Raw genomic sequence first — 23,392 nt, forward strand, 5'->3', positions numbered from 1 at the left:
GGGTCAAGTCTCTCAACCCTTGAATCGTCGGGTCTGCGCCTATATCCAGTATAAAGTCTGACTATTTTACTTGGTCTTTCAGGATCCCGCGAACTCCGTTAAAATGAACTCACATTTTCAAACAGGTTTACGAAATGGCACTGGTTACTGTTACCGACTCTGCAAGAGACTATCTTGCCGAACTGATCAACAAGCAGGACGTAGAAGGCATGGGTGTGCGCATTTTCGTGACCCAGCCGGGCACCAAGCACGCCGAGACCTGCCTTGCCTACTGTCCACCCAACGAGGTGGTGCCCACCGATGAGCAGCTCGACCTGGGCAAGTTCACCCTGTTCCTGGACCACAACTCGGTACCTTTCCTGGAAGAAGCCTACGTGGACTATGCCAAGGATCAGATGGGTGGCCAGCTGACCATCAAGGCGCCCAATGCGAAGGTTCCCAAGATTGATGACGACGCTCCGCTGCCGGATCGGGTCAACTACATACTGGCGTCAGAAATCAATCCGGGGCTGGCGTCCCACGGCGGTGATGTTCAGTTGGTCGAAATTGTTGATGAATCCGTTGCCGTACTTCGGTTCGGCGGCGGTTGCCAGGGTTGCAGCGCTGTCAGCCTGACCCTGAAGCAGGGCGTTGAATCCACACTGAAAGAGCGTGTGCCGGAGATTACTGCAGTTCGGGATGTCACCGATCATTCCTACAAGGAAAACGCTTACTACCAGTAAGGTTTCCAGGAAGGTTTCGGTGTTCCTGGCGGTCTGCTGTCCAGCCTGAAAAGCCCCGATCTCCAGAGATCGGGGCTTTTTTATGGGAGCAAACCGGACCGTCTGTATCATTGTCTACAGGCAATTCGTGGGCCTGGGCAGGCCCGCGATTCGGCACGCGGTTTTTGCCGGTGTGCCCGGGAACAGCTGCATCAGGTAGATACTGTTACCCTTTTCCTCTCCCAGAATTTCCCTTACGGCCTTCACAAACAGGCGGTTGGATGGTGGGGAAATTTCATGTTCTTTGTAAAAGTCCCTTAATAACCATATGATCTCCCAATGCTTTTCATCCAGGTCAATATTTGACTCTGAAGCAATTTTGCTGGCGATAGCTTCATTCCATTGCCAGGCATCTTCGAGAAAGCCTTCGTTGTTGCGTTCGGGTATTGGCATCCGGACTTGTCTCCTGAAACGGCTACCAGCTGACCACTCGTGGGAACCGGTCGGTGAGCTCGACCATGCCCCGGATATCGATCAACTCCACGTCCTCCTGGGTGTCTTCGTCGAGACCCCGGGCCAGGCAGTCGTGCCTTAACGCACGGGTATTGGCCGGTAGCGCCAGGGTGGCATCAGGCAGTGCGATAACCGCACTTTCCATCAGCAATAGACTATCCTCGTTTGCTACAGCGCCCAGACAGTCCCGAAACCGTGGGTGTGAGGGGGGCTTGTTGAGCAGGTGCAATGTGGGCAGTGTCTTGCCATTGACGGCTGAGCTGGTCATGGCTGGATCACCTCCTGAAAGCGAGTATAGAAAGCGGCGTCAGCAACGACCGGCTCAACCTCGGGCTGGGGCCTTTCTACCCCGAAGCGAGCCAGGGAGGCTGTATCGGCAAAGAGTTCACTGACACCGAACATCCTTGCCGCGCCCAGGTTCCGGCTCACGGTTTTCTGGTTTATCGATGCGCCATCCTGGCCAGGTCTGAGCCAATTGACGCCTTCACCACGGAACAGCAAGGCGACAGGCTGGTCAAATGCTGCCAGCGAAAAGGCCATATCCAGGGCTTCCCGGCCCCGCCAGTCACCGTATGGTGGGCTGTCAATGACGATAAGAAGGGTCTTGGTGGTGGCATCGCTCATCTCACGCACCTCCATGGAAATAGACCACCCGATCCGAACTGGTCACCGCTTGTACCCACTCTCCGAGCCCTGCGATGGCGAATCCATTGGCCAGATTGGCCGCAGGCTTCTCATAGCGGCGTGCTTCCTCGTCGTTCAGCAGCCCCCGGCGCAGGGCGGAGGCGATGCAGACCACCGGGGTAATCTGGTGTTCGCCAGCGAGGGCCTGCCAGCGAGATGTCCAGTCAGTTTCATCGGAAGGCGGTGTATTGAGGGCAGAGGCCAGGTGGACTCCGTCACCATACAGGAACACCAGGTCAATCTTGTGGCCGGTCTCCAGTAACGTCTGGCAGAAGGCATGGGCGGTGGCGGGTGCCTGGCTGACATAGGGTGCCCCGGTGATCACCAGGCTGTAGCCGGGTTTGCTGGTTGTAGAAATGTCAGGCATTGCCAATATCCCGGAATCAGATCAGTTGTCCGTAATGGATGGTAGCAAGAAAAAAGCCCCGCAGGGCGGGGCTTTTCCGTTGGGCGTCAGGTCGCCTGACGCGCTATTCGTTGCTCAGCGCACCAATGATGTGCAGCAGGGAAACGAACAGGTTGTAGATGCTGAGGTAGAGGCCAACAGTCGCCATGACGTAGTTGGTTTCGCCACCGTTCACGATTCGACTGGTGTCGAACAGGATAAAGCCAGACATCAGCAGCACAATCGCACCGCTCAAGGCCAGGCTCAGCATGCTGACATCAACGCCGAACATGGAAGCAACCATAGCGCCCAGCATGGTTACCAGAACCACCACCAGACCGGCGACCAGGAAGCTGCGCATGAAGGAGAAGTCCTTCTTTGTGGTCAGCACGTAGCCGGACAGGGCGAAGAACACGATCGCCGTGCCGCCCAGCGCCTGCATAACAACGGCGCCACCGTTCGAAAGTGCCAGGTAATGGGACAGAAGCGGCCCCAGGGAAAGGCCAAGCAGGCCGGTAAATGCGAATACCACACCGATACCTGCCGGGCTGTTGGCAGTGCGGGGTAGTACAAACCAGATCAGACCCAGTGCAACGAGGGAGCAGACCATGCCAATCCCGTGGCCGAGTCCCATTGCCATGGAGACACCCGCCATAACAGCGCTGAAGACAAGTGTCATGGCCAGCAGCATGTAGGTATTTTTCAGCACCTTCGTGGCATCGGCGCTGATGCCGGTGCCTGCACCGGCTCGCGGAGCCGCATAGGTACCCTGGTTCTGGTTGACGTTGAAACGCCTGTTATCCATGTGTGTCTCCGTAGGATGATTGCTCGTGGGTTAGCGGTTCCCGGTTCGGAACCCTTGCGCCATACCGCCCATCATAATGGACGGCCATCAAGTTTCAATCGTTAAGGTTCAGGAATTCAGACAATTTTCAGTTGTCAGGGTTCCGCATTACTTCAAATTAATGTTTGTCGGATGCTGACTGGCCATGACCGGAGTCTTCGGGCTGCCGTTTTCTGCCGGTAGTGCCGGGCTCCCAGTCGAGTTCAGGATTGGCCTGGCAAAATGTGCATTCTTCGATATCAACAGATGCGCCACCAGCCTCGACATATCTTATCCGATGACGGGCCGAGCCACGGTTTGCTGAAACCGAGAATCGCCGATCCCGTTCCCGTTCCGGCTGATCAGATTGAGGGGTTTTGTCAGTGGTCATAGAGTCTCACCGTTGGCTTGGAATCGGAGCGGTAGCATCCGGTATCACTGACCTTCAATTTGGGGGCACCCGGGCAGGAATCAATGGTTACACCACCAGGGTAGGGCACTTGGCCATACTGGCGACGCGTTGGGAGACACTGCCAAGGACCATGCCGTCCTTGTCGCTGTGAGTGCCCCGGGAGCCCAGCACGATCAGGTCTACATCATGCTGTTTTGCGAACTTTACGATGGCTTTCGACGGTCGGCCGCCCTTGACGAAGCCACGCACACTGGGCGCACCCAGTTCCAGTGCGTGCTGCTTGGCATGCTCCACCACTTCCCGTGCGTACTCGGTCAGCGCCTGGTCGGGAATCTGCAACTCCTGGGGGCGGACCATGGACAGAGACGCCTCGAACAGGCTGTGATGCTTGAACACGCAGATGATATAGAGCTCAGCACCGGTCAGTTTCTGGAATTCCACCGCTTTTTCCAGTGCATACAGTGCCGGCTTGGAGCCATCGACGGCTGCCAGGATTCGTCGGAACATGATCACCTCCTCAACGCGCGTTCGCGCTTTCTGGTCAACGGAATGCCACGTCCCGCAGGAACAGGGCTATTTGCGGGAAGGCGATCAGCAGCGCAGCCGCCAGAATCAGGATAAAGATAAACGGCGGTGTACCCCGGATAACCTCCCAGTAGGGTCGTTTGAAGATTGCGATTGCGGTGAAGATGTCGCAGCCAAACGGCGGGGTTGCCGAACCGATAGCAACCTGCAGCGTGATCAACACACCCACCAGCACAGGATCGAGGCCGGTAGCCTGGATTGCCGGGGCAAAGATCGGGGTGAGTACCAGGATCACCACGATGGGGTCAACGAACATGCAGGCGATAAAGAAGGCCACACAGATGGCAACCAGAACACCCACCGGCCCGGCTTCGTTCACACCGACAGCTGCCAGGATGGTCTGGGGAATCTGTGCAAACGAGATGATATAGGAAAAGCCGTTGCCCGCCGCGACCAGGATAAACACCACTGCAGTAATCAGGCCAGTGGACTTGGCAATCCTATAGATATCGATTGTCTTCAGGGAGCGGAAAATCACAAACTCCAGGAGCAATGCATAGAGCACACAGACGGCAGCTGCCTCAGTGGGGCTGAATATGCCGCCATAGATCCCGCCCACGATAATAACCGGGAAAAACAGCGGCCAGACCGCCTGGCGGACTGAGCGCAGCCGCTCTCCCCAGCTTGCCTTGTCTTCGGTAGGTACCTTGTTGCGATAGGCATAGAACAGGCAGTAAAGGGAGAACATCAACAGGATCATGATGCCGGGGCCGATGCCGGCAATAAACAGTTCGGCGATGGACGTTTCAGAGATTACCCCATAGATAATCATGCCGATGCTGGGAGGAATCAGGAAAGCGATATCGCTGGCATTGATGATCAGCGCCAGGGTAAAGGAGTCAGAGTAACCGGCTTTGAGCATCTTTGGCCGCAGTGGCGAACCAATGGCCACTACCGTCGCCTGGGTGGAACCGGAAACTGCGCCGAACAGGGTACAAGAGGTGGCGGTACTGATCGCCAGGCCACCCTTGATATGGCCGATAAACGACATAACCATCGCAATCAGGCGGTCGGCAGACTGGCCCCGGGTCATGATATCGGCCGCCAGGATAAACATGGGTACCGCAATCAACGAGGCAGGGCGAATGCCCCCCATCATCTGCTGGATCAGGGTGGTCATCTGTCCGAAGCCGTTGAACATCTCGTAGAAGCCGACCAGGGCTGCGGTCAGCAGCGGGATCATCATCGGGAAGCCCAGCAGGAGCAGCACGATCATGATCACCAGTAGTAAAGTCGCCATGAATGTTTCCTTTTTTCTTGCTCTTGCGGGGCGTCAGACTTCGGATTCGGTGTCGGCGTAGCCGTCCAGCACGGAAGTCGACAGATACACGTCCCTGGCCATGAGGTTCTTGATGGCGGTGAGAACGTACTGAATACCCGTGATGGCGAAGCCGATGGGTACCCAGAGGTAAATAATCCAGATCGGCAGGCCCAGGGCTGGCAATACCCGTCCACGGCTGTAGAGGTTCTGTATGTATTCCACCGAGTAGTAGCACAGGAAGAACATGACCGCTGCCGTAAACAGGGCAATCACCACCATCAGGACCTTGCGGGCCGTCGTTGGCAATGTGTCGTAGATGGCAGACATCCGGATGTGCCGCCCATGGCGTGCGGCGTAGCCGAGGCCTGCAAAGGTGATCAGGATAATCAGTATGCGGTTGATCTCGCCCGAGAAGAAAAGGCCCTCTCCGAACACAAAGCGGGCGATGACGTTAATGCAGGTGTTCAGGGCCATTAGCAACACACCGGCCGCAAGCATCACAGCTTCTATTTTTGCGATTGCCAGGTCGACAAAGCCCAGTGGGCCAGGTAGTCCCGATTTGTAGCCTTCGGCTTCATCCGGTTCGGTGGCTGAATTGGTCATGACGGGCGAACTCCGTTCTGAAACAGGTCTGTAAAGCAATCAGGCCCCGGGGTGATCCCCGGGGCCTGCCGGCTCAGTTGCTTTGTACTTCTTTGAGGTCTTCCTTGAACTGATTGAGCAGCTCCTCACCACGTTCGCCGGTCATTTCGATGAAACGCTCCTCAACCTGAGGGGCGCGCTCACGGAATGCCTGGATCTGCTCTTCATTGAGCTTGGTCACGGTAACCTCGTCAGACGCTTCCGTGATCTTCTCAAGGGACTCCTCGGCGAGACCGTCGATATGGCCGATGATCTTGTCAAAGGCGTAGTCTGCGGCTTCCTGCACCAGCTTCTGGTCTTCCTCGGACAGACCGTTATAGAAGTCCTGGTTCGCCATGATGGCGGTGGTGAACCAGCCGTGGCCGGTGAACAGCAGATTCGGTGACACCTCGTACAGACCCCCTGACTCGATCCAGAAGATCGGGTTTTCCTGGCCGTCGATCATATTGGTCTGCAGGGCACCATAGACCTCACCCCAGGGCAGTGGTGTTGGCGTGGCGCCGAAGGCCTCGTAGGTGGCAGACAACAGTGGGTTGGTCATGACCCGGATCTTCTTGTTCTGAAGGTCTTCCGGTGAGGAGGCCTTCTCATCGAGGGTGATGACCATTTCACCCTCGGGATACATTTTCAGGAGCTCCAGGCCTTTTTCTGCGTACAGCTCCGGGAACATCTCGTTGATGGCGTCACTTTCCCGGAAGAACTCCACTACCGTGTCCATGTCGGTGGGCATGAGGTAGGGGATGAAAAAGATCTGGGCTTCCGGGATAAGCGCGCCGGTAAAGCCGGGAGACTGGTTCACAAACTGCAGAATACCGTTCTGGGTCTGCTCCATGATGTCATCGGATTCGCCCAGCTGGCCGAACTCGAAGATCTGGATCTGGTGGTCAGAGTTCTCCTCAACGTATTCCTTGAAGAACTCGGCATAGACGTCCTGGACGTCGCCGTCATACTCCTCGTGGGCGTAGCGCCAGGTCGCAGCGTTGGCAACACTGGTCGCACCGATGGCCGCAGCCAGGGTGAGCGTGGTTGCACCGGTGATTTTCCGTAACATTGTGCTCTTGTTCATGCCTTTCTTCTCCATCGTCCTCAAGAGGCACGGCTGGGGTCTGACCGGCTTTATTATTCTGTAGGTAGGCCGAGGGATCGGGCGCGAGAAACCCGAACCCAGCCGTGGCATTTTTTGATTAACGCCTTTTTAGACTGGCAAAACATTGATAATAAGGCAAGAAAACCGTTGGCAAAGGTTTCCAACTGGCCCGGGTAATAATCTCGAAAACGCCCCGGAGTTCTGGTTTCTCAAAGGACTGTGAGGTGGTAGAGCCGCATAATGGGTCGCCAGGAAGGTTTTTCCCTGGGGGTGTTAACGCAACGCTGTATCGTCGCTCGGTCTGGGACGGCTTTCAGGGAAGATGTCGAGGGGGAGGGACTATAAAGCAAGGAAAATGGCGGTGGGCCAGGGATTCGAACCCCGGGACGGCTATTAACCGTCGGCGGTTTTCAAGACCGCTGCATTCAGCCACTCTGCCAGCCCACCGTTGATCCAAATTGTTGCTGCCATTGCGACAGCGACGTGCATGATACCGGAATGTTCTGGGCTGTCAACGCCTTCCCTGCGCTAAGCTGAACCCGGGCCTGGTGGCCAGGTCGGTTGCCTGCGTGATTGGACAGCGGCCATCAGCCCCTGCGCCGTACCAGACGGCCCTTGTGATCCCAGCTCATTGAGTTCATCTGTTCCTCGAACACCATGCGCTCAGCCTGGCATTCCGCGACATCCGCCCAGGTAAAACGTATGACGTCACCGGGGCGGCACTGGGCCAGCCGGCTGCAGTCCAGTCGTGGCACAGTACCCGGTACCGTGTAGCCGCCAATGGTCTGGCGATCGTTGAGCATAACCATCGGTTTGCCATCTCCGGGAATCTGCACGGTGCCGCAGTTGACCGCCCTGGAAGTCACGCCACCTGGAGAGCACAGTGCCGGTCCTTCAAGCCGGTAACCCATTCTGTCCGATAACCCGGACACCCGGTAGTCGCTCAGTACAAGGCGGGCCAGGTCGGTCGGTTTGAACTGTGACCGGTCCGGGCCGGGAATGAGCTTCAGGGGTTTGTCCGGTTGCGCTGGCTGTGACCGCCATTGTTCAGGTACCTGCCGGCGCCTGATGGTGTCGCTTGCTGCTTCATGGCGAATCGGCTGGGCAGGCAACAGGTCACCACAGCGCAGGGCACGAAGTTCCCGGAGCCCCTCCCGTGCGACCGTTGACCGGCTGCCGAGAAAGGAGCGGGTGCGCCAGCCGCCCGCGACCGCCAGGTAGGTCAGCAGCCCATGCCCTGGCGCTCCGAGCTGCAAACGGTCGCCTGGCAGCATGCTGAACACACCCCATTCGGGTACCGGCTTGCCATTGACATGGACGGCACCGCTTGCCCCGGTTACGGCGAGCAGAAGGTCACCCTCGGCCTCTGCCGCGAAGCCCCCGAGGGTAATTTCCACACAGGCCGCGTCCGGGGGATTGCCGAGCAGGTGGTTGGCCCATCGCCATGCACGAAGATCGGCCGCTCCCCCCGGGGAAAGGCCCTGATGCTGGAAACCGGTGCGACCGCCGTCCTGTACGGTGCTGCGGGGGCCGGGGTTTTCAATCCGAAGGCCGGTCACCGGGGGCTCTCCGTGTCTTCAAAGGGTGTTTCGTCACCTCCAAGCTCCACGAAACGATGCCTGTTAACGGCGATAAACCTCACCCGATCGCCGACGGTGAGTAAGGCAAGGTTGTCCTCGTCGAAGAGCGGCGTCGGGCATCGACCGATCAATTGCCAGCCACCAGGTGATAGCGAAGGGTAAACCGCGGTCTGGCGATTCGCGATGCCTACGCTGCCGGCTGGTACGAGGGTACGCGGCCGCTCAAGGCGCGGGGTTGCGACAGCAGGGTCTACCAGGCCCATAAAGCCGAAACCCGGGCTAAAACCCAGGGCGTAGACCTGGTATGTGGTTGCGCTATGGATGTCGGCGACCTGGTCGGGGCTAAGCCCACGGGCGTGGGCAAGGGACTCCAGGTCCGGCCCCACCGACGGGTGATACCAGACGGGTAACTCAACCAGGCGCCCGGGGCGTTGAGCTGGTTGTCGGGAAAGCTTCTCAGGAATAGTCTTTAATAGACTGATAATTAGCCGGAAATCAGCTGAGGTCAGATCATAGTAAACGGTGATAGAACCGTAGGAAGGAACCAAGTCTGTCAGTAGTTGGCCAAGCTGTTGGCGAATGGCCACAGCCCAGGCTGAAATAACCGGTGCCAGTTGCGGTTCGATCTGCTGGCTGAATTCAAGCAGCACGGCATCTTCAGCCACAGGAATGATGCGAGGAAGGGGGGCTGTCACCGTCATTATCAGGCGCTGGCCTGTTGTTCTCTGATGGTCTTACGGATCAGGCGGGTGGCTTCAAGGGCATGGGCGTTGTCGCCATGAACGCACAGGGTGTCGGCCGCCAGGGACAGCCACTGTCCGGACCGGCTACGCAGGCCCTGGTGGCTAACCAGCGAGAGCGCCTGTTGCACAATCACCTCGGGATCCGCATGCACAGCACCGGCCTCCCGCCTGGGTACCAGGTGGCCCTGGTCATCATAGGCCCGGTCAGCAAAGGCTTCGAAAATCAGCGGAAGGCCGATTTGCCCGGCCAGCTCCCGATGCTGGTCGGCCTGCAGGGTGACCGGAAGCATCAGCGGCAGTCCGTCACGGAAGCTGGCAACAGCCTCCATGACCGCCCTCAGGACGGTCCTGTCCTTCATCATGTCATTGTTGAGGGCGCCATGGGGTTTCACGTACGTCACACGGGTACCGTGCGCCCGGCATATGCCGTCAAGGGCGCCCGCCTGGTACCAGATCAGCCCCCGTATTTCCTCCGGGGTGTGGGATATTGAGCGCCGTCCAAAACCCACCAGGTCCTGGTAGGAGGGATGTGCTCCGATCTCGACACTGTGTTGCAGCGCCAGGGCTACCGTTGTCGCCATAATGGACGGATCGGAAGCATGAAAACCGCAAGCAACATTGGCCATGTCAATATAGGGCATGACCGCCTCATCCTGGCCCATGGTCCAGGCGCCGAAACTTTCCCCGAGATCGCAGTTGAGCTTCATGGCTATTGACCCTCTGATCGAACGACTACCGGGTCAGTTTACCACCCAAGCTGTTCTTTCACCGATTCTGCCCGCTGCTCGCGATGGCGTAACGTTTCCGGGTCATTGGATGGAGCGGCCCAGCCTTCAAGATTTTGCTCGATCAGTGCAACCAACGCCTCGATGTGCTCCTCACTGGCGTTGAGCGCAGGAATGTAGGCAAACCCCTTGCCGCCTGACTCAGTGAAATATTCCCGGTTTTCCTCGTTAATCTCCTCGATGGTCTCAAGGCAGTCGGATGAAAAGCCGGGACAGAACACATCCACTGACTCAACGCCCTTGCCCGGGAGGGACTTCATGGTTTCGTCTGTGTAGGGCTGCAACCATTCCTCGCGGCCAAACCTGGACTGGAACGTGGTCATGAACTCGTCTGCACTGAGCCCCAGACGCTCCGCCAGCAGCCTTGAGGTCTTGTGACATTCGCAGTGATAGGGGTCCCCTCTCAACAGGTACTTCTTCGGGACCCCGTGATAGGAAAGTACCAGCTTCTGGTTACGGCCATTGGCTGCCCAGTGGCGCTCAATCCGGGTGGCCATGGCTTCGATGTAGGGGGGGAAGTCGTGGTAATGGCTGATAAAACGGAAGTCCGGCAGCCAGCGGCGACGAGTGAAGTCCTTCGCGATAGCATCGAAGGTGGACCCCGAGGTCGACGCGGAATACTGCGGGTACAGGGGAAGCACCAGAAGCTGGCGCACGCCCTGTTGCTGCATCTGGTCAAGCACACTGGCGATTGACGGGTTGCCGTAACGCATGGCAAACCCGACCACCAGGTTGTCGCCGTACTTCTTCTGCAATGCGGCGCGGATGCCCTCACACTGATCGGCGGTATGAATCAGCAGGGGCGACCCTCCCGGTTGCCACACCGAGCGGTAGGCCTCGGCGGAGCGGGAGGGTCGAATCCGCAGGATAACGCCGTGCAGAATCAGCCACCACAGCGGGCGGGGCACCTCGACGACTCTTGGATCCCACAGGAATTCGGCGAGATACCTGCGCAACGCACTGGTGGTGGGGGCATCGGGGGTGCCCAGATTGGTGACCAGGATACCCAGGCGTGATGGCTGGCCGTGGCGAAAAGTTTCCTCACCCTTGTAGGTCATGGGGGCGGTGATCCTCAGAGTTGTTGGTTCGGGGCAATTCAGCGAAGCCGATCATACGAACCCGGCTTGCTCCGGGATCAGTCCTGGTGGCTGGATGCCTGCTGCTGAAGACGCGGTACCAGCCCACGGATATCGTAGCCGGCCTGTCCGGCGCGCTGGATGATGGGCTCCAGGGGCATGTGGCGGGCTGAGCTCAGGGCCCACAGCACAGTGCATCGGGTGCCAGAGCGACAAAATGCCAGCATTGGCTTTTCAGCCTCTTCGAACATGGGCGCAAAGGCGTCTACGTCAGAATCCTGGATATTACCGGACTCCACGGGCAGGAAAACCCACTTCAGACCGTTCTCCTCGGCGGCACGCTGAATATCAGCCATGGCCGGTTGTCCGGGTTCTTCCCGATCGGGGCGATTGGCGACCAGGGTGCGGAACCCGAGGCGGGCAAGCTCCGCTACATCTTCCGGGGTTATCTGGGGGGCAACAGAAATGCTGTCGTCGATCTTGCGAATATCCATGTCTGGGATCTCTTTGATGGCATGGTCACCGGCCTGGCCTGCCTGTGGAGCGCTGGACAGGCCGGAAACGCGTCAGTAACAAACCTGAATGGATTCTACAGAAAAGCGCCCGCCAGGACAGCCTGGAACCAAGCCTGTCAGGCTGATTGACGGCGCCGTTCTATCAGCTGGAACAGGGCCATGCCTGCGACCATTGCTGCCACAAACGTTACCGCTTTTGGCTCGCCGGCACCCAGGGCTACCAGGCCCGGGCCAGGACAGAAGCCGGCCAGGCCCCAGCCTACACCGAACATGACACTGCCGATGACAAGCCGCCTGGATATCTGGTCACCGGAGGGCAGGCGCATGTCGAAACCCAGGAAGGAAACATGTCGCTGCCTGGCAATGGCAAAGGCAATTACGCCGACAATGATAGCGCCCGCCATGACAAGGGCCAGGGACGGGTCCCAGTTGCCTGCCAGGTCAAGGAATCCGAGAACCTTTTCCGGATTGGCCATACCCGAGAGCAGGAGACCGAGGCCAAACACCAGGCCAGCCACAAAAGACGAAAGTGTGTACTTCATACTGGAATCTCCTGTGGAAATGTCAGGCGCCGAAGGCGTGGCGCACAAGGTAAACGGTGACAAAGCCGGCCAGCATAAAACTCAGGGTGGCAACGAGGGATCTCAGGGAGAAGCGCGACAGTCCGCATACCCCGTGACCGCTGGTGCAGCCCGAGCCATAGCTGGTACCGATACCAACCAGCAGGCCGGCCACGATAACCACCGGGTAGCTGGCTTCTACACGGATATCGGGCAGGGCAGCCAGGGCCATCCAGCCCAGCGGCGCAAGGACCATTCCGGCCAGGAAGGCTACGCGCCAGGCAATATGGCCTTTCTCAGGGGCAAGCAGGCCGCCAAGTATGCCGCTGATGCCTGCAATCCGGCCGTTAAGCAGAACGAACAGGGCGGCTGCGAGGCCGATAACCAGTCCGCCGGCAAGGGCGGACCAGGGGGTGAAACTCTCCCAGGCGATAGTGGGCATGGATACCTCCGGTTGAACGCTGGACCTCCGCCGTCAGGCGGAGTGGTGAACGGCCGATATAATAAATGAAACTAAGCTTATATCAAAATGAGGTTGCTCTCAGGAGATATACGGATCCGGCAAAAAAAGGCCCGGCACTGATGGCCGGGCAGAGGCGTGCGAGTAGTATCCATGAAAGACTTCCAGACAAACTGACATCAGCAGGGATGCCAGTCAGTTTCAGTATTGACCATATTTTGAACACTTCAAGGATACAATGTGTGATCTCTAAAACTGTTTTTGAATATGAATAGCACTCTTATAGTTAAACTGCATGGCTGTATGGTCAGGGACCATCATGAATTGTGCCGATTCTTGTAATAGACTAGGGACAGTAACCTTCGCTCATTGCTCTCCCGCAAGCTGGAAAAGAAGCCTTGTCTATGCCCAACAAAAAGCCTGACCGCAACGCTGATACGCCGCCGTCCAAGTTGGAGGACGATCCCCAGCTTGCAGGGAAGATCCGCGATTCTGCCCGCCAGATCTGGCTGGCAGGTCTTGGTGCCTACACCAAGGCGGAAGAAGACGCCGGCCGGTTTTTCGAACGCCTGGTGCACGAAGGAGAAGAGCTTGAGGGCAAGACCCGGGGCCTGGTAGAGCGCCAGGTCAAGGCGGTTGAGCACCGGGTGGAAGATGTTCGTGACCGTGCCACTGGCACCTGGGATCGCCTTGAAACCCTGTTTGATGACCGCGTCGCTGGCGCCCTGCGGCGACTTGGCATTCCACGCCGCGAAGATCTCAGGCGGCTGGAGGATCGGGTAGAGGCATTGGAGCAGGAACTCGCCGAACTCCGTTCAGCCGGCACCAGTGTGACTGGCGCTCGTGTGCCCGGGTCTGACGAGGAAGAATAGGGAGTCAGTCGGGTTGGTAGTCCTGCGCCAGAAGATACAGCTCCCTTGAAGCAGATGCCCCAAGGTGGGGTATCAGCAAGTGGAAGACCTGGTAGACGCCCCGGCGAGGGTCAAGGTTGTTCCGATTTCCCGCATCTCTCAAAGAATCAAAACTCTCCCAGTAACATACAGTTAAAGTTAGTTGTTCGCATAGTGCTTTAATTATCGTTGGCTCAGTTGCCATCAGCCCCTGGTTTGCCAGGCTGTCGCACAGGATCTGAAATCCTTTCTGTTTACTATCCAGAATCCGGCGAAACCCTGGCCGAAGTTCCGGGTAACGGGAGAGGATATTCACCAGGTCGTGGTAGAGAAACCGGTAACGCTCGATGGTTTCGAACAGCAGGTGCAGAAAGAACCCGAGCTGGTCGAGGCTCACTTCCACATCCTTCGGAATGGCCAGCAGGTCGTTGATCTCATGACTGTATTGACCGAACAGTTCACCGACGATGTCGGATTTGCTGCGGAAATGGTAATACAGGTTTCCAGGGCTGATATTCAGCTCGTCGGAGATAAGCAGTGTGGTGACATTCGGTTCACCAAGCTCGTTGAACAGCGCCAGGCTGGTGGTGAGTATCCTGTCCCGGGTTTTTACCTTCGCCACCGCCGTCTCCCTGGCTGAGGTTTGCTCAGAGATCGAACTCAGCCCAGACCGGGCAGTGGTCCGATGGTTTTTCCATGGCTCGGATGTCATAACTGACACCGGCGGCCCTGGCTTTGGGCAGGAGGCTGTCGCTGGCCATGATCAGGTCAATGCGCAGGCCCCGCTTCGGATCCCGTTCGAATCCCCGGCTTCGGTAATCAAACCAGCTGAAGGTGTCGGCTTCTTCCGGGTGGAGATGCCGGAACACATCGGTGAGGCCACGACGCTCCACCTCAGCCAGCCAGCCCCGCTCTTCAGGCAGGAAACTGCATTTTCCGGTACGAAGCCAGCGTTTGGCATTGTCCGTTCCGATACCGATATCCCGATCTGTCGGGGAGATGTTCATGTCACCCATCACCACCAGGTGACCGCCTTCGGCCTGTAGGTCATCTATGAGTCGCATCAGATCCTGGTAAAACTTCTCCTTGGCGGGGAATTTTACCGGGTGGTCACGACTCTCGCCCTGTGGGAAATAGCCGTTGATAACGGTCAGGGGCGTACCATTCACCGTGAAATGGCCGCGGATAAGCCGCCTTTGCGCCTCTTCACCGTCCCAGGGAAAGCCGCGGTAAACATCCTCAGGTGCCTGACGTGAAAGCAGCGCTACCCCATAATGGGTCTTCTGTCCGTGGAAGTGAACGTGGTAACCCATGGCTTCTACTTCGGCAACAGGGAACTGGTCGTCATTCACCTTGGTTTCCTGAAGACCGATAATGTCCGGGTTCAGCTGGTCCACCACGGCCTGCAACTGGTGAAGTCTGGTTCGTATGCTGTTGACGTTAAAGGAAACAAGTTTCATCAGGTCTGGCCCGCCGTTCACTATGAATGCCCCGGCAAGTCTATCACAGCCCCCGGCAGGGCCAAGTCACCAGCGTCTGCGGGGAAAGAACGTCAACGGGACTGGCTGGAGGGCAGCAATGAGCAGCCGGGCGCCTCGATCACCTGGTAGCGAATAGAGACGACATGGTTCTCGTCCTGGTTACGGCGGATATTGCCCAGCCCGGCATAGTGGGTGAGAAAGCCATCGTCTCGATAACCAAGCCGGATGGGGTCCACCAGGACTCGTAAGAACATGCCTGCGGCCGGATACGAAAGCTGTGGTCGGCGCCTGCAAGTTTGTCTGGTGCCGGTTCAGCGACAAAGTCGTAGCTCTCGCCACGTGTCGGTGCCAGTACGGAAAAGCCCACCGCATTGCCGTCAGTCAGGGCTTGCCAGTTCGCACGGACAAAATGATCGAACCCCGCGTCAACCACCAATTGGTCTTCAAATGGGACACGCCAGCGTTTCGAAGGTTGATCAGACATTGTCCATTCTACTTTGAGCGTTTCATCCCCATCATGGCGAACCAGCAGGTGCTCGCTGAAGTCTGGTTGCTTGAAGTCGACCTCCGGCCGTAACGGGGAGTCCTTATAGGTAAGTGCCTTGGCAGCAAACGGACTAGGACTGTCCTGGCGAAGGTAATCGACGTTCTGTTGTTCGGGACGCCAATGGCCCTCCACACAGGAACCGGTGACCCTGTGCTCCTCCTGATAGAGTTGGACACCGTCGGTATTGGATGCGATTCCGCTGAAAACGAAGGTTTCCGAGGCAGCTGCGGACAGGGCAAGCAATGGGTAACCGAACAGTGCCAGCCAGGATTTCATGCCAGTGTCTCCGAAAAGTAACGCCGTTGAATGCGCATTAACGCCGGGAACATCACCAGCCACCCGGCGGAAAGGGCCGCAAGCGAAACCAGGGCGTAGGGCAGGGTAATGGCGCCCAGTGCCGCTGCGGAGAAGTAGGCAAAAGGCCCCGCCAGTGGGGCAAACACGAACGGGTACCAGCGTCGGCTGTGCATCCAGGCGAGGGAGTGGGACAATGTGGTGAGGAACAGGGCCCATATTATGACCAACCAGGGCGGCGTCCAGCCGCTCATGGAAGCATCCTGAAGGACGCCGGTGCGGAACCACAGCCCATCGAGCAGGCTGCCCAGCACCACACCGACCAGGATGAACCGAGCTTCCGCCAGGGGGCGGTCACTCAGGGCCAGCAGGTGGATGGCCACCAGGACCAGGCCGATAGCGACTGCCGTCCAGTTCCCCATCAGTACACAAATTAGCCAGCCCGCCTGGAACAGGATGAAGTTGGCGGCCTTGCGCAGGGTGTCGCGATTCATGGGATCAGCTACCGGCGACGTTTGCGATCAGGTGAGCCCGTTTGTTTTCCGGCTTTGCCATCAGGATCTGGTTAACGCCAATAGCCCGTTCACTGAAGCCAGCCTCGCAATAGGCAAAGTAGAACTTCCAGAGGCGCCGGAACGACTGGTCATAGCCAAGTGCTTCCAGTTCAGCGGTACGCTCGTCGAAGCGGTTGTACCAGTCTCGGAGGGTGCGGGCATAGTGGAACCCGAAGTCCTCGGCGTGGGTCATTACCAGGTCGGATTTTCGACCCATGGACTCGAGTATGGCTCCAAAAGACGGAATGAAGCTGCCGGGGAAAATATAGCGCTGGATAAAATCAACGTTCTTCAGGGCCCGCCGGTAGCGCTGTTCCGGCATGGTAATGGCCTGCACCAGCGCCAGTCCGTCAGGTTTCAGCAAGCGGCTGATCTGGCTGAGATAGCTGTCCAGGAACTGCGGCCCCACCGCCTCGATCATTTCAATGGAGACCAGCTTGTCGAACTGGCCTTCCAGGTCCCGGTAGTCATCAAACAACAGCGTCACCCGGTTTTGCAGGCCTTCCGCCTCGACCTTTTCGCGGGCCATGGCAAGTTGCTCGGCGGAGATGGTTGTGGTGGTGACGTGGCAGCCGAAGTGTTTGGCTGCATAGATGGCAAATCCGCCCCAGCCAGTACCGATTTCAATGACACGGTCGCCGGGTTTCAGCTCCAGCTTTCGGCAGATAAGGTCCAGCTTGTAGATGGCGGCCTCGTCCAGCGTACTGTCCTCACCAGGGTACACCGCCGATGAGTACATCATGGTCGGGTCCAGGAATAACTCGAACAGCTCGTTGCCGAGGTCATAATGAGCCGAAATGTTCTTTCGCGAGCCCGTGGGTGTATTGCGGTTAAGCCAGTGGAGCCCCTTGAGCGCGGGTTTTGTGACCCAGGCAAAACGATCCTCGAACGCGTTCATCCGGTCTACGTTACGGGTGAAGAATCGCAGCAGGTCTGTCAGGTCTGGGGAACTCCAGTCGCCGGCTACGAAGGCCTCCGCTGCGCCGATACCCCCTCCGGTCAGCAGGTCCCGCCAGGCCGAGCCATCGTGGATGTCCAGCCTTGCAACCGGCCAGCGCTGGTCACCATCGCCGAAAACCTGTTCATGGCCGCCCGTTTCCCGAACGACCAGCTGCCCGGCTCCCAGCTGCCCAAGCTGGCTGCACACCAGGTGACGGGCAACACGGGTCATCAGCGGCAGACTCTGGCGTGCAGCCTGGTTTTCTATGTTCTCCATGAAGTAATCCTCGTAACAGTGTCGCAGGCGGAGCCATGTGAATCGGGCGAGCCCTGGTGGGGGTCGATTGTCCGGTTGTCCCGACCCCGGTCATCCCTCCCCAGCCCCCGGCTGGGGTGATCGGCGGGCAGTTTGTCCGGGTGGGTATGGAAAGGTGCCCCCTTGAGTTTCAGGCGAAGGGCGTGCCAGTAAATGCCGGCCACGACCTTGAAAGACTCAACCGGAAAGCGCATCAGGCTCCTGTATACCGTTTTACGGGTAAGGGGGGTGCGCCGGACCACCAGGGTGGCATCAAAAACCCGGTTTTTGCACGCTCTTCTCCTGAGTCGGCCCCGCTCACGTTCATGTGAATCCTCAGTTCCGGGCCCCGGAAACTGAACGTCCACTGATAGCTCTGCTCCATGGGATTGAACGGTGATACGTGGAATCGCTTGTCGAAGCCGGCCTTAACCGACTGCCATCCGCTAGTGCTGACGGGAACATCGCCCACTTCGAGGCAGTACACGTGCCGTTCATGCCAGGGGGTATTGGTGATCTGGGCGAGGATCACCCGGGGTACTGCCCCGTTAGCCGGGTCGTCACCGTGGCGATAACAGAAATAGAAACTCACCGGGTTGAACACATAGCCGAAATGCCGCGGATGGGTAATCAGTTCCAACGGCCCGTCCGGCCGCCACCCGGTGGCAGTCTCCACACGGTCGCGAACAGCCTGTTGGAGGTCTGGTATGTAGGGGTCGAGATAATCCCGGCGGCGTAATGACAGAACGTTGAAGCTTTCCACCGATACCAGGGGACCCAACTGATCGAACGCCGACCAGTCGGCCAGGTTCAGGGCCAGCATGCCGGTGCGGTACTGGAACTCATGGCGAACCGGAGACCGGCGCCGATGCCTTACGGTACCGGTGAGCCAGCTGCTGGAAAGGGCAGGAGCCATCGTGGTCACAGCCGTACCCCGAAGGCTTCTGCTACCCGCAGCGCACTGCGTACGCCATCCTCGTGGAAGCCGTTGAACCAGTAGGCCCCGCAATAGTGGGTTCGGTTCTGGTTGCCAATTTCGGCGTAGCGTTGCTGGGCGGCTACGCCCTCAAGGGAGAACACCGGGTGGGCATAGGTGTAGCGCTCAATCACCCGATTCGGGTCAATGTCATGGCTACGGTTAAGGGTGACACAAAAGGTTTCCGGGGCGTCGTGGAAATTCTGCAGGATGTTCATGTTGTAGGTCACAGAAACCGGCTGATCCGGTTTCTGCGGAATATAATAGTTCCAGGCTGCCCAGGCGCGTCGGTTTGACGGCAGCAGCCGGCTGTCAGTGTGAAGGACCACATCGTTATCCTGGTAGGGGATCGCTGACAGGATCGAGAGCTCCTGCTCCGTGGGGTCCCGGAGCATGGCGAGGGTCTGGTCGCTGTGACAGCCAAAAACAACCTGGTCAAAACGGTGATCTTTACCCTGGACCCGAACCGTCACACCTTCTGCATCCCGGATAACCGATTCCACTGGGCTGTTCAGCCAGGTGCGATCGCCCAGGCGCTCCATCATGCGGTTAACGTAGGTCACTGAGCCACCTGAAATGACCCGCCATTGGGGACGATCATCCACCGAAAGCATGCCGTGGTTATTGAAAAACTGCAGGAAGAACCTGACGGGGAACTGCTCCAGCACGACTTCGGGAGCTGACCAGATAGCCGAGCCCATGGGTACGATGTAGTAGTTCCGGAAGTAACGGGAAAAACCATGTCGGTCCAGGTAATCGCCAAGGGTCTGGGTGTCGTCCAGGGTGCCTGCCTCCAGGTCAGCCCGGGTCTGCCGATTGAACCGGAGGATTTCCCTGATCATCTTCAGAAAGGGGAGGTTGGCCAGGTTCCTGCGCTGGGCAAACAGGGTATTCAGGCTGGTGCCGTTGTACTGCAGACCGTTCGCTGGCGAGTCAACGCTGAAGCTCATGTCGCTGTCTTCGGAAGCGACCCCAAGCTTGTCCATCAACCGGATGAAATTCGGGTACGTCCAGTCATTAAATACTATGAAGCCTGTGTTCACCGGCCACTCCCGGCCACCGGCGCTCACCATTCGGGTGTTGGTGTGGCCGCCGGCATAGTTACCTGCTTCAAACAGCGATACATCGTGTTTTTCGGAAAGCAGCCAGGCTGCCGTGAGCCCGGAGACTCCGGCGCCGATAACCGCGATACGCTGGGGGGTATTGCTCATGGTGATGGGTTTTCCTGGGTGGTGTTTCGGGCCATTTTCGCGGCCATTCGGTCGATCAGCCCCTGGGGCAGGTTACCCAACAGGCGCAGGGTCCAGGTAAAGCGTTTCGGGAATTCAATGGAATGCCGGCCCTTGCGCAGCCCGTCCACGATTCTCTCGGCGGCATCATCTGCTTCGATCAGGAAGGGCATGGGGAAGTCGTTACGGTCGGTGAGCGGCGTCCTGACGAACCCGGGAGACACCAGGAAGACCTCTATACCTTCCCGTGCCAGGTCAGCACGTAATGACTGGGCGAAGTAGGCCAGTGCAGCCTTTGACGCCCCATAACCCTCCGCGCGAGTAAACGGAAACCACCAGGCCGACGAGCCGACAATGACCAGTGCTGCAGGGCGACCAGAGGCACGCGTCCGGCGGAGGTGGGGCAAAATCCGTTCAACGGAACGCACGGTGCCCATAACGTTGGTTTCTATATTGCGCCCGACCAATCCGGCGTCGAACTGATTCACATCAAGATACTCACAGGTGCCGGCGTTCAGAATGGCCAGGTCGACAGGACCTGCTGCTGCCAGTACTGGTTCGATCTGCTCCAGGTCTGATGTCTGTGTGGTATCTGCCCGGGCACTTTTGAGACGCTCCGGAGCCAGTGCCACCAGTTCATCGAGGGCAGGTTGCCGCCGCCCTGTCAGCACCAGTGAGTGACCGTCTTTAATGAGTCGCCTGGCGAGTGCCTCACCAATACCGGAGGTAGCACCTGTGAGCCAGATGCTGGATGGCGTCTGGAGAAATTGGCTCATGACGCATAGTTCCGGATCCAGCGTATGGCGCCGCCCAGCAACGGCAGGTTGCCGTAGAGCAGTTCCGCGCCGTCAAAATAGTCCCGGTGATAGTTCACACGGCCGGCCTCGATGGTGAGGTGGGTCATTCCGTGGACAGTGATTTCGCGGCCACGTCGCAATTTCGGGTGTTCCAGGTGCATCACCCAGGCAAGGCAGGCGTGGTCGCGGCTTATGATGACCTCGGCAAAGCTGAACCGGCACGACCGGACGTTGGTGTAGACTTTTTCGAAATAGGCCTGCAGTTCCTCACGGCCAGTGACGGTTCCGAAAGGATCAGTGAACCGAATGTCGGTACTGTAGACCTCTGCCAGCCCGGTAACGTTGCCGGACGACAGGGTGTTGAACAATCTCTGAAACCGTTCGACCGTTGCCGAGGCCGTTTCGTTCTGGTGGATATCTGTGGCAGTTGCCGTTGTGCCTTGAATAGTCATGGGGTCCTCCGCTGCAGGTCAAGACGGCGGGTTTCGTCGCGGATGGTCTGGGGAACCGGCTTGAGGTCATGAATAATGCCGACCTTTGCCAGCAGCCAGAGCCCGTAATAGGTCAGGTCAATTTCATACCAGCGAAAGCCCTGGCGTGCGGACTGGGGCCAACGGTGATGATTGTTGTGCCATCCCTCACCAAAGGTGATCAGTGCAAGCCAGAAATTATTACGGCTGTCGTCGGGGGTATCGAAGCGCCGGGAACCCCACACGTGTGACAGGGAGTTGATGGAGACCGTGGCGTGGAACAGAGCGACGGTAGAGATAAAGAACCCCCACACCAGTAGCTGCAGGCCGTTGGTGCCCAGGCCGGGAGCCCAGGCCGCCAGTGCCTCGCCAAGGGCGAAGATCGCCACCGCAAAGGCAGCGGGCACCAGGGCGTCGAAGCGGTTGATAAAGCGCAGCTCCGGGAATCTCATCCAGTCCTTGACCCGTCGTTCTTCGGTTCGGAAAGCGGCGTCACAGGTAAACCAGCCCACGTGGGACCACCAGAACCCGCCCTGATGGGGGGAGTGAAGGTCTTCCTTACCATCCGAATGCTGGTGATGGTGCCTGTGGTGAGCCGCCCACCACAGGGGGCCGCGCTGGGCTGCGCTGGCGCCGAGGATGGCAAACACCAGTTGCCAGCCGCGACTGGTCTTGAACGTCTTGTGTGAGAAATACCGGTGATAGAATCCGGTAATGGCGAACATTCGAATGGCGAATAACCCCGCAGCAAACACAACTGCGAAGGTACTGACCCCGGTGTAGAACGCCAGCAGACAAGCCAGGTGAAGGACCATGAAGGGTATTACCCGGACCACACTGAAATGCCGGGAGGTTAGGTCAAGATGATCCGATCCGGCCTCGGAATCGAACCATCTCAGAATGTCCGTGAACCAGGACTGAACTCTGGTCATACAGCTAAAACCTTTTCTGACTGTTGTAACGGGCTTGGGCTACAGACGCTGTCACCAGACAGCATCGTTGGCATTGATACGTAATCGACTGCTATTTCGGATGTTTGGATAACCATGATTCATACGCAAGCGACTCAGGACGTTATACGACGACTGGCCGTCGTCGGTTCAGGGCTTGCCGGCCTCACCGCGGCCCGCAAGTTAGTGGCCGCGGGGGTAGACGTCACCCTGTTTGAAAAAAGCCGTGGCCCGGGCGGACGCATGGCCTCGAAACGACTGACTGACCCTGCAGACTCGTCGGCGGACATCGGTGCACAGTATTTCACCATCCGCAATCCTGCGTTTCTTGACTTCCTCACCGAACATGCCGGCACCGGGTGCTGGGGGCAGTGGGATGGCCGCTTCCGTTATCAGGGTGCCGATAACGGCTGGCAGAACATGCGGCCGGCGGAGCGTTACGTGGGCATACCCCGGATGTCTGCCATCACCCGGGCCCTGTCCGCAGGCCTTGATGTCAGAACGGGTGTTCGCATCGCCTGCCTTGAGCGGGACACGGATGAGCTATGGCAGTTAAGGGACACCGAGGGGGCGGTTCACCGGGGCTACGATGCTGTGCTGTTAACCCCGCCGCCGGCCCAGACTGTGGACCTCCTGAATGACAGCGGCCTGGCAAGCCTGGCGGATGATTTCAACATCCAGATCAGTCGTATGCAGGCCTGCTGGACAGTAATGGCGTATTTTCCGGATGGCGCCGGTGCGGACTTCGAGGCACTGATGCCGAACAGCCGAGTGCTCAACTGGGCGGCCAACAACTCCAGCAAGCCCGGACGCGAGGATCAGGGTGAATGGTGGGTGCTCCACGGCGACCCGGACTGGTCTGACGCACACACCGAGGCAGACCCTGACCAGGTTGCAGACCGGTTGGTAAAAGAGTTTCGTCACTTCGGTGCTATCGAGGCAATGCCCGGTACGGTAAGGGTACACCGCTGGCTCTATGCGAGGCCCAAGGCAAGGACAGGCCCCGGGCAGCTGTGGTTTGAGCGTGAGCGCATCGCCATTGCCGGTGACTGGCTGGACGGTGGACGTGTCGAAGGGGCCTTTAACAGCGCCGACAGCCTGGTGAAGCGCCTTGCGTCACTAGGTGTTCTGCCGGACAGCCCCTGACGACTGCCCGGT

At 58.4% G+C, this 23,392-nt stretch carries 31 protein-coding genes and 1 tRNA gene; 3 read left to right on the forward strand and 29 right to left on the reverse strand.

The features are described from left to right. Positions 1–134 precede the first annotated feature (134 nt). Positions 135–722, forward strand: a complete 588-nt coding sequence (gene nfuA / locus LJ360_RS09835; protein ID WP_091850400.1) for a Fe-S biogenesis protein NfuA — start codon at positions 135–137, stop codon at positions 720–722. 114 nt (positions 723–836) lie between these two features. On the opposite strand, the gene LJ360_RS09840 is transcribed toward nfuA, so the two are convergent. The 18 genes from LJ360_RS09840 to LJ360_RS09925 all read right to left on the reverse strand — a co-directional run bounded on the left by LJ360_RS09840 (position 837) and on the right by LJ360_RS09925 (position 12,794). Then, the gene (locus LJ360_RS09840; protein ID WP_091850401.1) at positions 837–1,154 is read right to left on the reverse strand and encodes a TusE/DsrC/DsvC family sulfur relay protein; all 318 of its coding nucleotides are present in this window, start codon (positions 1,152–1,154) and stop codon (positions 837–839) included. Positions 1,155–1,176: 22 nt separating this feature from the next. Then, positions 1,177–1,482 (reverse strand): sulfurtransferase complex subunit TusB, encoded by a 306-nt coding sequence (gene tusB / locus LJ360_RS09845; protein WP_264995968.1) that lies wholly within the window; start codon positions 1,480–1,482, stop codon positions 1,177–1,179. Further along, on the reverse strand, positions 1,479–1,838 hold the full coding sequence (locus LJ360_RS09850) for a DsrE family protein (protein WP_091850405.1): 360 nt from the start codon (positions 1,836–1,838) through the stop codon (positions 1,479–1,481). The genes tusB and LJ360_RS09850 overlap by 4 nt, the downstream gene beginning before the upstream one ends. Before the next feature lies 1 nt (position 1,839). Continuing rightward, on the reverse strand, positions 1,840–2,265 hold the full coding sequence (tusD, locus tag LJ360_RS09855; protein WP_091850407.1) for a sulfurtransferase complex subunit TusD: 426 nt from the start codon (positions 2,263–2,265) through the stop codon (positions 1,840–1,842). Positions 2,266–2,368: 103 nt separating this feature from the next. Then, positions 2,369–3,088, reverse strand: a complete 720-nt coding sequence (locus LJ360_RS09860; protein ID WP_091850409.1) for a Bax inhibitor-1 family protein — start codon at positions 3,086–3,088, stop codon at positions 2,369–2,371. A gap of 157 nt (positions 3,089–3,245) precedes the next feature. Continuing rightward, positions 3,246–3,497 (reverse strand): hypothetical protein, encoded by a 252-nt coding sequence (locus LJ360_RS09865; RefSeq protein ID WP_091850410.1) that lies wholly within the window; start codon positions 3,495–3,497, stop codon positions 3,246–3,248. Positions 3,498–3,584: 87 nt separating this feature from the next. Then, positions 3,585–4,025, reverse strand: a complete 441-nt coding sequence (locus LJ360_RS09870; RefSeq protein WP_091850412.1) for a universal stress protein — start codon at positions 4,023–4,025, stop codon at positions 3,585–3,587. Between the two features lie 34 nt (positions 4,026–4,059). Continuing rightward, positions 4,060–5,343 carry a TRAP transporter large permease gene (locus LJ360_RS09875; RefSeq protein WP_091850414.1) on the reverse strand — a complete coding sequence of 428 codons (1,284 nt, stop codon included), beginning with the start codon at positions 5,341–5,343 and terminating at the stop codon, positions 4,060–4,062. 33 nt (positions 5,344–5,376) lie between these two features. Further along, positions 5,377–5,967, reverse strand: coding sequence for a TRAP transporter small permease (locus LJ360_RS09880; RefSeq protein WP_091850416.1), 591 nt, complete (start codon positions 5,965–5,967; stop codon positions 5,377–5,379). Positions 5,968–6,040: 73 nt separating this feature from the next. Beyond that, entirely contained in the window at positions 6,041–7,072 is a 1,032-nt protein-coding gene (dctP, locus tag LJ360_RS09885; RefSeq protein WP_091850418.1) for a TRAP transporter substrate-binding protein DctP, read from the reverse strand. A 377-nt stretch (positions 7,073–7,449) separates the two neighbouring features. Continuing rightward, positions 7,450–7,540 (reverse strand) — tRNA-Ser (locus LJ360_RS09890). Positions 7,541–7,680: 140 nt separating this feature from the next. After that, on the reverse strand, positions 7,681–8,652 hold the full coding sequence (locus tag LJ360_RS09895; protein ID WP_264995969.1) for a biotin-dependent carboxyltransferase family protein: 972 nt from the start codon (positions 8,650–8,652) through the stop codon (positions 7,681–7,683). Then, positions 8,649–9,374: a 5-oxoprolinase subunit PxpB gene (gene pxpB / locus LJ360_RS09900; RefSeq protein WP_264995970.1), complete on the reverse strand. Its 726-nt coding sequence runs from the start codon at positions 9,372–9,374 to the stop codon at positions 8,649–8,651. Before pxpB ends, LJ360_RS09895 begins: the two co-directional genes overlap by 4 nt. 2 nt (positions 9,375–9,376) lie before the next feature. After that, a complete protein-coding gene (locus tag LJ360_RS09905; RefSeq protein ID WP_264995971.1) occupies positions 9,377–10,123 on the reverse strand; it encodes a 5-oxoprolinase subunit PxpA in 747 nt (248 codons plus the stop codon). 38 nt (positions 10,124–10,161) lie between these two features. After that, positions 10,162–11,259 carry a ferrochelatase gene (gene hemH / locus LJ360_RS09910; protein ID WP_264995972.1) on the reverse strand — a complete coding sequence of 366 codons (1,098 nt, stop codon included), beginning with the start codon at positions 11,257–11,259 and terminating at the stop codon, positions 10,162–10,164. Positions 11,260–11,336: 77 nt separating this feature from the next. Next, the gene (locus LJ360_RS09915; RefSeq protein WP_264995973.1) at positions 11,337–11,771 is read right to left on the reverse strand and encodes a TIGR01244 family sulfur transferase; all 435 of its coding nucleotides are present in this window, start codon (positions 11,769–11,771) and stop codon (positions 11,337–11,339) included. Positions 11,772–11,908: 137 nt separating this feature from the next. Further along, complete coding sequence (locus LJ360_RS09920) at positions 11,909–12,334, reverse strand: YeeE/YedE family protein (RefSeq protein WP_091850430.1); 426 nt, start codon at positions 12,332–12,334, stop codon at positions 11,909–11,911. Positions 12,335–12,356: 22 nt separating this feature from the next. After that, a complete protein-coding gene (locus tag LJ360_RS09925; protein WP_264995974.1) occupies positions 12,357–12,794 on the reverse strand; it encodes a YeeE/YedE family protein in 438 nt (145 codons plus the stop codon). Positions 12,795–13,216: 422 nt separating this feature from the next. Here LJ360_RS09925 and LJ360_RS09930 point away from each other — a divergent pair, with 422 nt between their 5' ends. Beyond that, positions 13,217–13,684: a phasin family protein gene (locus LJ360_RS09930; protein WP_264995975.1), complete on the forward strand. Its 468-nt coding sequence runs from the start codon at positions 13,217–13,219 to the stop codon at positions 13,682–13,684. A 4-nt stretch (positions 13,685–13,688) separates the two neighbouring features. Here the strand turns inward: LJ360_RS09930 and LJ360_RS09935 are convergent, their stop codons facing one another. The 11 genes from LJ360_RS09935 to LJ360_RS09985 all read right to left on the reverse strand — a co-directional run bounded on the left by LJ360_RS09935 (position 13,689) and on the right by LJ360_RS09985 (position 22,216). After that, positions 13,689–14,324: a TetR/AcrR family transcriptional regulator gene (locus LJ360_RS09935; protein WP_264995976.1), complete on the reverse strand. Its 636-nt coding sequence runs from the start codon at positions 14,322–14,324 to the stop codon at positions 13,689–13,691. Between the two features lie 25 nt (positions 14,325–14,349). Then, positions 14,350–15,162 (reverse strand): exodeoxyribonuclease III, encoded by an 813-nt coding sequence (gene xthA / locus LJ360_RS09940; protein WP_264995977.1) that lies wholly within the window; start codon positions 15,160–15,162, stop codon positions 14,350–14,352. Positions 15,163–15,301: 139 nt separating this feature from the next. Then, on the reverse strand, positions 15,302–16,006 hold the full coding sequence (locus LJ360_RS09945; protein WP_264993862.1) for a hypothetical protein: 705 nt from the start codon (positions 16,004–16,006) through the stop codon (positions 15,302–15,304). Beyond that, a complete protein-coding gene (locus LJ360_RS09950) occupies positions 16,003–16,518 on the reverse strand; it encodes a DUF2878 domain-containing protein (protein WP_091850440.1) in 516 nt (171 codons plus the stop codon). The genes LJ360_RS09945 and LJ360_RS09950 overlap by 4 nt, the downstream gene beginning before the upstream one ends. 4 nt (positions 16,519–16,522) lie before the next feature. Further along, positions 16,523–17,794, reverse strand: a complete 1,272-nt coding sequence (locus LJ360_RS09955; protein ID WP_264993863.1) for an SAM-dependent methyltransferase — start codon at positions 17,792–17,794, stop codon at positions 16,523–16,525. Next, positions 17,782–18,075, reverse strand: coding sequence for a DUF1365 domain-containing protein (locus LJ360_RS09960; RefSeq protein ID WP_264993864.1), 294 nt, complete (start codon positions 18,073–18,075; stop codon positions 17,782–17,784). The genes LJ360_RS09955 and LJ360_RS09960 overlap by 13 nt, the downstream gene beginning before the upstream one ends. Then, positions 18,027–18,728: a DUF1365 domain-containing protein gene (locus tag LJ360_RS09965; RefSeq protein WP_264996021.1), complete on the reverse strand. Its 702-nt coding sequence runs from the start codon at positions 18,726–18,728 to the stop codon at positions 18,027–18,029. Before LJ360_RS09965 ends, LJ360_RS09960 begins: the two co-directional genes overlap by 49 nt. 5 nt (positions 18,729–18,733) lie before the next feature. Further along, complete coding sequence (locus LJ360_RS09970; protein WP_264993865.1) at positions 18,734–19,999, reverse strand: NAD(P)/FAD-dependent oxidoreductase; 1,266 nt, start codon at positions 19,997–19,999, stop codon at positions 18,734–18,736. Beyond that, the gene (locus tag LJ360_RS09975; protein WP_091850448.1) at positions 19,996–20,793 is read right to left on the reverse strand and encodes an SDR family NAD(P)-dependent oxidoreductase; all 798 of its coding nucleotides are present in this window, start codon (positions 20,791–20,793) and stop codon (positions 19,996–19,998) included. Before LJ360_RS09975 ends, LJ360_RS09970 begins: the two co-directional genes overlap by 4 nt. Further along, positions 20,790–21,266 (reverse strand): nuclear transport factor 2 family protein, encoded by a 477-nt coding sequence (locus tag LJ360_RS09980; RefSeq protein WP_091850450.1) that lies wholly within the window; start codon positions 21,264–21,266, stop codon positions 20,790–20,792. The genes LJ360_RS09975 and LJ360_RS09980 overlap by 4 nt, the downstream gene beginning before the upstream one ends. Further along, positions 21,263–22,216 (reverse strand): acyl-CoA desaturase, encoded by a 954-nt coding sequence (locus LJ360_RS09985; RefSeq protein ID WP_264993866.1) that lies wholly within the window; start codon positions 22,214–22,216, stop codon positions 21,263–21,265. The genes LJ360_RS09980 and LJ360_RS09985 overlap by 4 nt, the downstream gene beginning before the upstream one ends. Before the next feature lie 114 nt (positions 22,217–22,330). Between LJ360_RS09985 and LJ360_RS09990 the strand changes: the two genes are divergently transcribed. Beyond that, positions 22,331–23,380 (forward strand): NAD(P)/FAD-dependent oxidoreductase, encoded by a 1,050-nt coding sequence (locus LJ360_RS09990; protein ID WP_091850455.1) that lies wholly within the window; start codon positions 22,331–22,333, stop codon positions 23,378–23,380. The last annotated feature ends 12 nt before the right edge of the window (positions 23,381–23,392 follow it).

The organism is Marinobacter sp. AN1 (assembly GCF_026013985.1).
GTDB classification, from domain to species: domain Bacteria; phylum Pseudomonadota; class Gammaproteobacteria; order Pseudomonadales; family Oleiphilaceae; genus Marinobacter; species Marinobacter segnicrescens.

Coding starts and splice junctions, on each gene's coding strand:
- nfuA (WP_091850400.1), top strand. CDS start 135: ATGGCACTGGTTACTGTTACCGACTCTGCAAGAGACTATCTTGCCGAA.
- LJ360_RS09840 (WP_091850401.1), bottom strand. CDS start 1,154: ATGCCAATACCCGAACGCAACAACGAAGGCTTTCTCGAAGATGCCTGG.
- tusB (WP_264995968.1), bottom strand. CDS start 1,482: ATGACCAGCTCAGCCGTCAATGGCAAGACACTGCCCACATTGCACCTG.
- LJ360_RS09850 (WP_091850405.1), bottom strand. CDS start 1,838: ATGAGCGATGCCACCACCAAGACCCTTCTTATCGTCATTGACAGCCCA.
- tusD (WP_091850407.1), bottom strand. CDS start 2,265: ATGCCTGACATTTCTACAACCAGCAAACCCGGCTACAGCCTGGTGATC.
- LJ360_RS09860 (WP_091850409.1), bottom strand. CDS start 3,088: ATGGATAACAGGCGTTTCAACGTCAACCAGAACCAGGGTACCTATGCG.
- LJ360_RS09865 (WP_091850410.1), bottom strand. CDS start 3,497: ATGACCACTGACAAAACCCCTCAATCTGATCAGCCGGAACGGGAACGG.
- LJ360_RS09870 (WP_091850412.1), bottom strand. CDS start 4,025: ATGTTCCGACGAATCCTGGCAGCCGTCGATGGCTCCAAGCCGGCACTG.
- LJ360_RS09875 (WP_091850414.1), bottom strand. CDS start 5,343: ATGGCGACTTTACTACTGGTGATCATGATCGTGCTGCTCCTGCTGGGC.
- LJ360_RS09880 (WP_091850416.1), bottom strand. CDS start 5,967: ATGACCAATTCAGCCACCGAACCGGATGAAGCCGAAGGCTACAAATCG.
- dctP (WP_091850418.1), bottom strand. CDS start 7,072: ATGAACAAGAGCACAATGTTACGGAAAATCACCGGTGCAACCACGCTC.
- pxpB (WP_264995970.1), bottom strand. CDS start 9,374: ATGACGGTGACAGCCCCCCTTCCTCGCATCATTCCTGTGGCTGAAGAT.
- LJ360_RS09905 (WP_264995971.1), bottom strand. CDS start 10,123: ATGAAGCTCAACTGCGATCTCGGGGAAAGTTTCGGCGCCTGGACCATG.
- hemH (WP_264995972.1), bottom strand. CDS start 11,259: ATGACCTACAAGGGTGAGGAAACTTTTCGCCACGGCCAGCCATCACGC.
- LJ360_RS09915 (WP_264995973.1), bottom strand. CDS start 11,771: ATGGATATTCGCAAGATCGACGACAGCATTTCTGTTGCCCCCCAGATA.
- LJ360_RS09920 (WP_091850430.1), bottom strand. CDS start 12,334: ATGAAGTACACACTTTCGTCTTTTGTGGCTGGCCTGGTGTTTGGCCTC.
- LJ360_RS09925 (WP_264995974.1), bottom strand. CDS start 12,794: ATGCCCACTATCGCCTGGGAGAGTTTCACCCCCTGGTCCGCCCTTGCC.
- LJ360_RS09930 (WP_264995975.1), top strand. CDS start 13,217: ATGCCCAACAAAAAGCCTGACCGCAACGCTGATACGCCGCCGTCCAAG.
- xthA (WP_264995977.1), bottom strand. CDS start 15,162: ATGAAACTTGTTTCCTTTAACGTCAACAGCATACGAACCAGACTTCAC.
- LJ360_RS09945 (WP_264993862.1), bottom strand. CDS start 16,006: ATGAAATCCTGGCTGGCACTGTTCGGTTACCCATTGCTTGCCCTGTCC.
- LJ360_RS09950 (WP_091850440.1), bottom strand. CDS start 16,518: ATGAATCGCGACACCCTGCGCAAGGCCGCCAACTTCATCCTGTTCCAG.
- LJ360_RS09955 (WP_264993863.1), bottom strand. CDS start 17,794: ATGGAGAACATAGAAAACCAGGCTGCACGCCAGAGTCTGCCGCTGATG.
- LJ360_RS09965 (WP_264996021.1), bottom strand. CDS start 18,728: ATGGCTCCTGCCCTTTCCAGCAGCTGGCTCACCGGTACCGTAAGGCAT.
- LJ360_RS09970 (WP_264993865.1), bottom strand. CDS start 19,999: ATGAGCAATACCCCCCAGCGTATCGCGGTTATCGGCGCCGGAGTCTCC.
- LJ360_RS09975 (WP_091850448.1), bottom strand. CDS start 20,793: ATGAGCCAATTTCTCCAGACGCCATCCAGCATCTGGCTCACAGGTGCT.
- LJ360_RS09980 (WP_091850450.1), bottom strand. CDS start 21,266: ATGACTATTCAAGGCACAACGGCAACTGCCACAGATATCCACCAGAAC.
- LJ360_RS09985 (WP_264993866.1), bottom strand. CDS start 22,216: ATGACCAGAGTTCAGTCCTGGTTCACGGACATTCTGAGATGGTTCGAT.
- LJ360_RS09990 (WP_091850455.1), top strand. CDS start 22,331: ATGATTCATACGCAAGCGACTCAGGACGTTATACGACGACTGGCCGTC.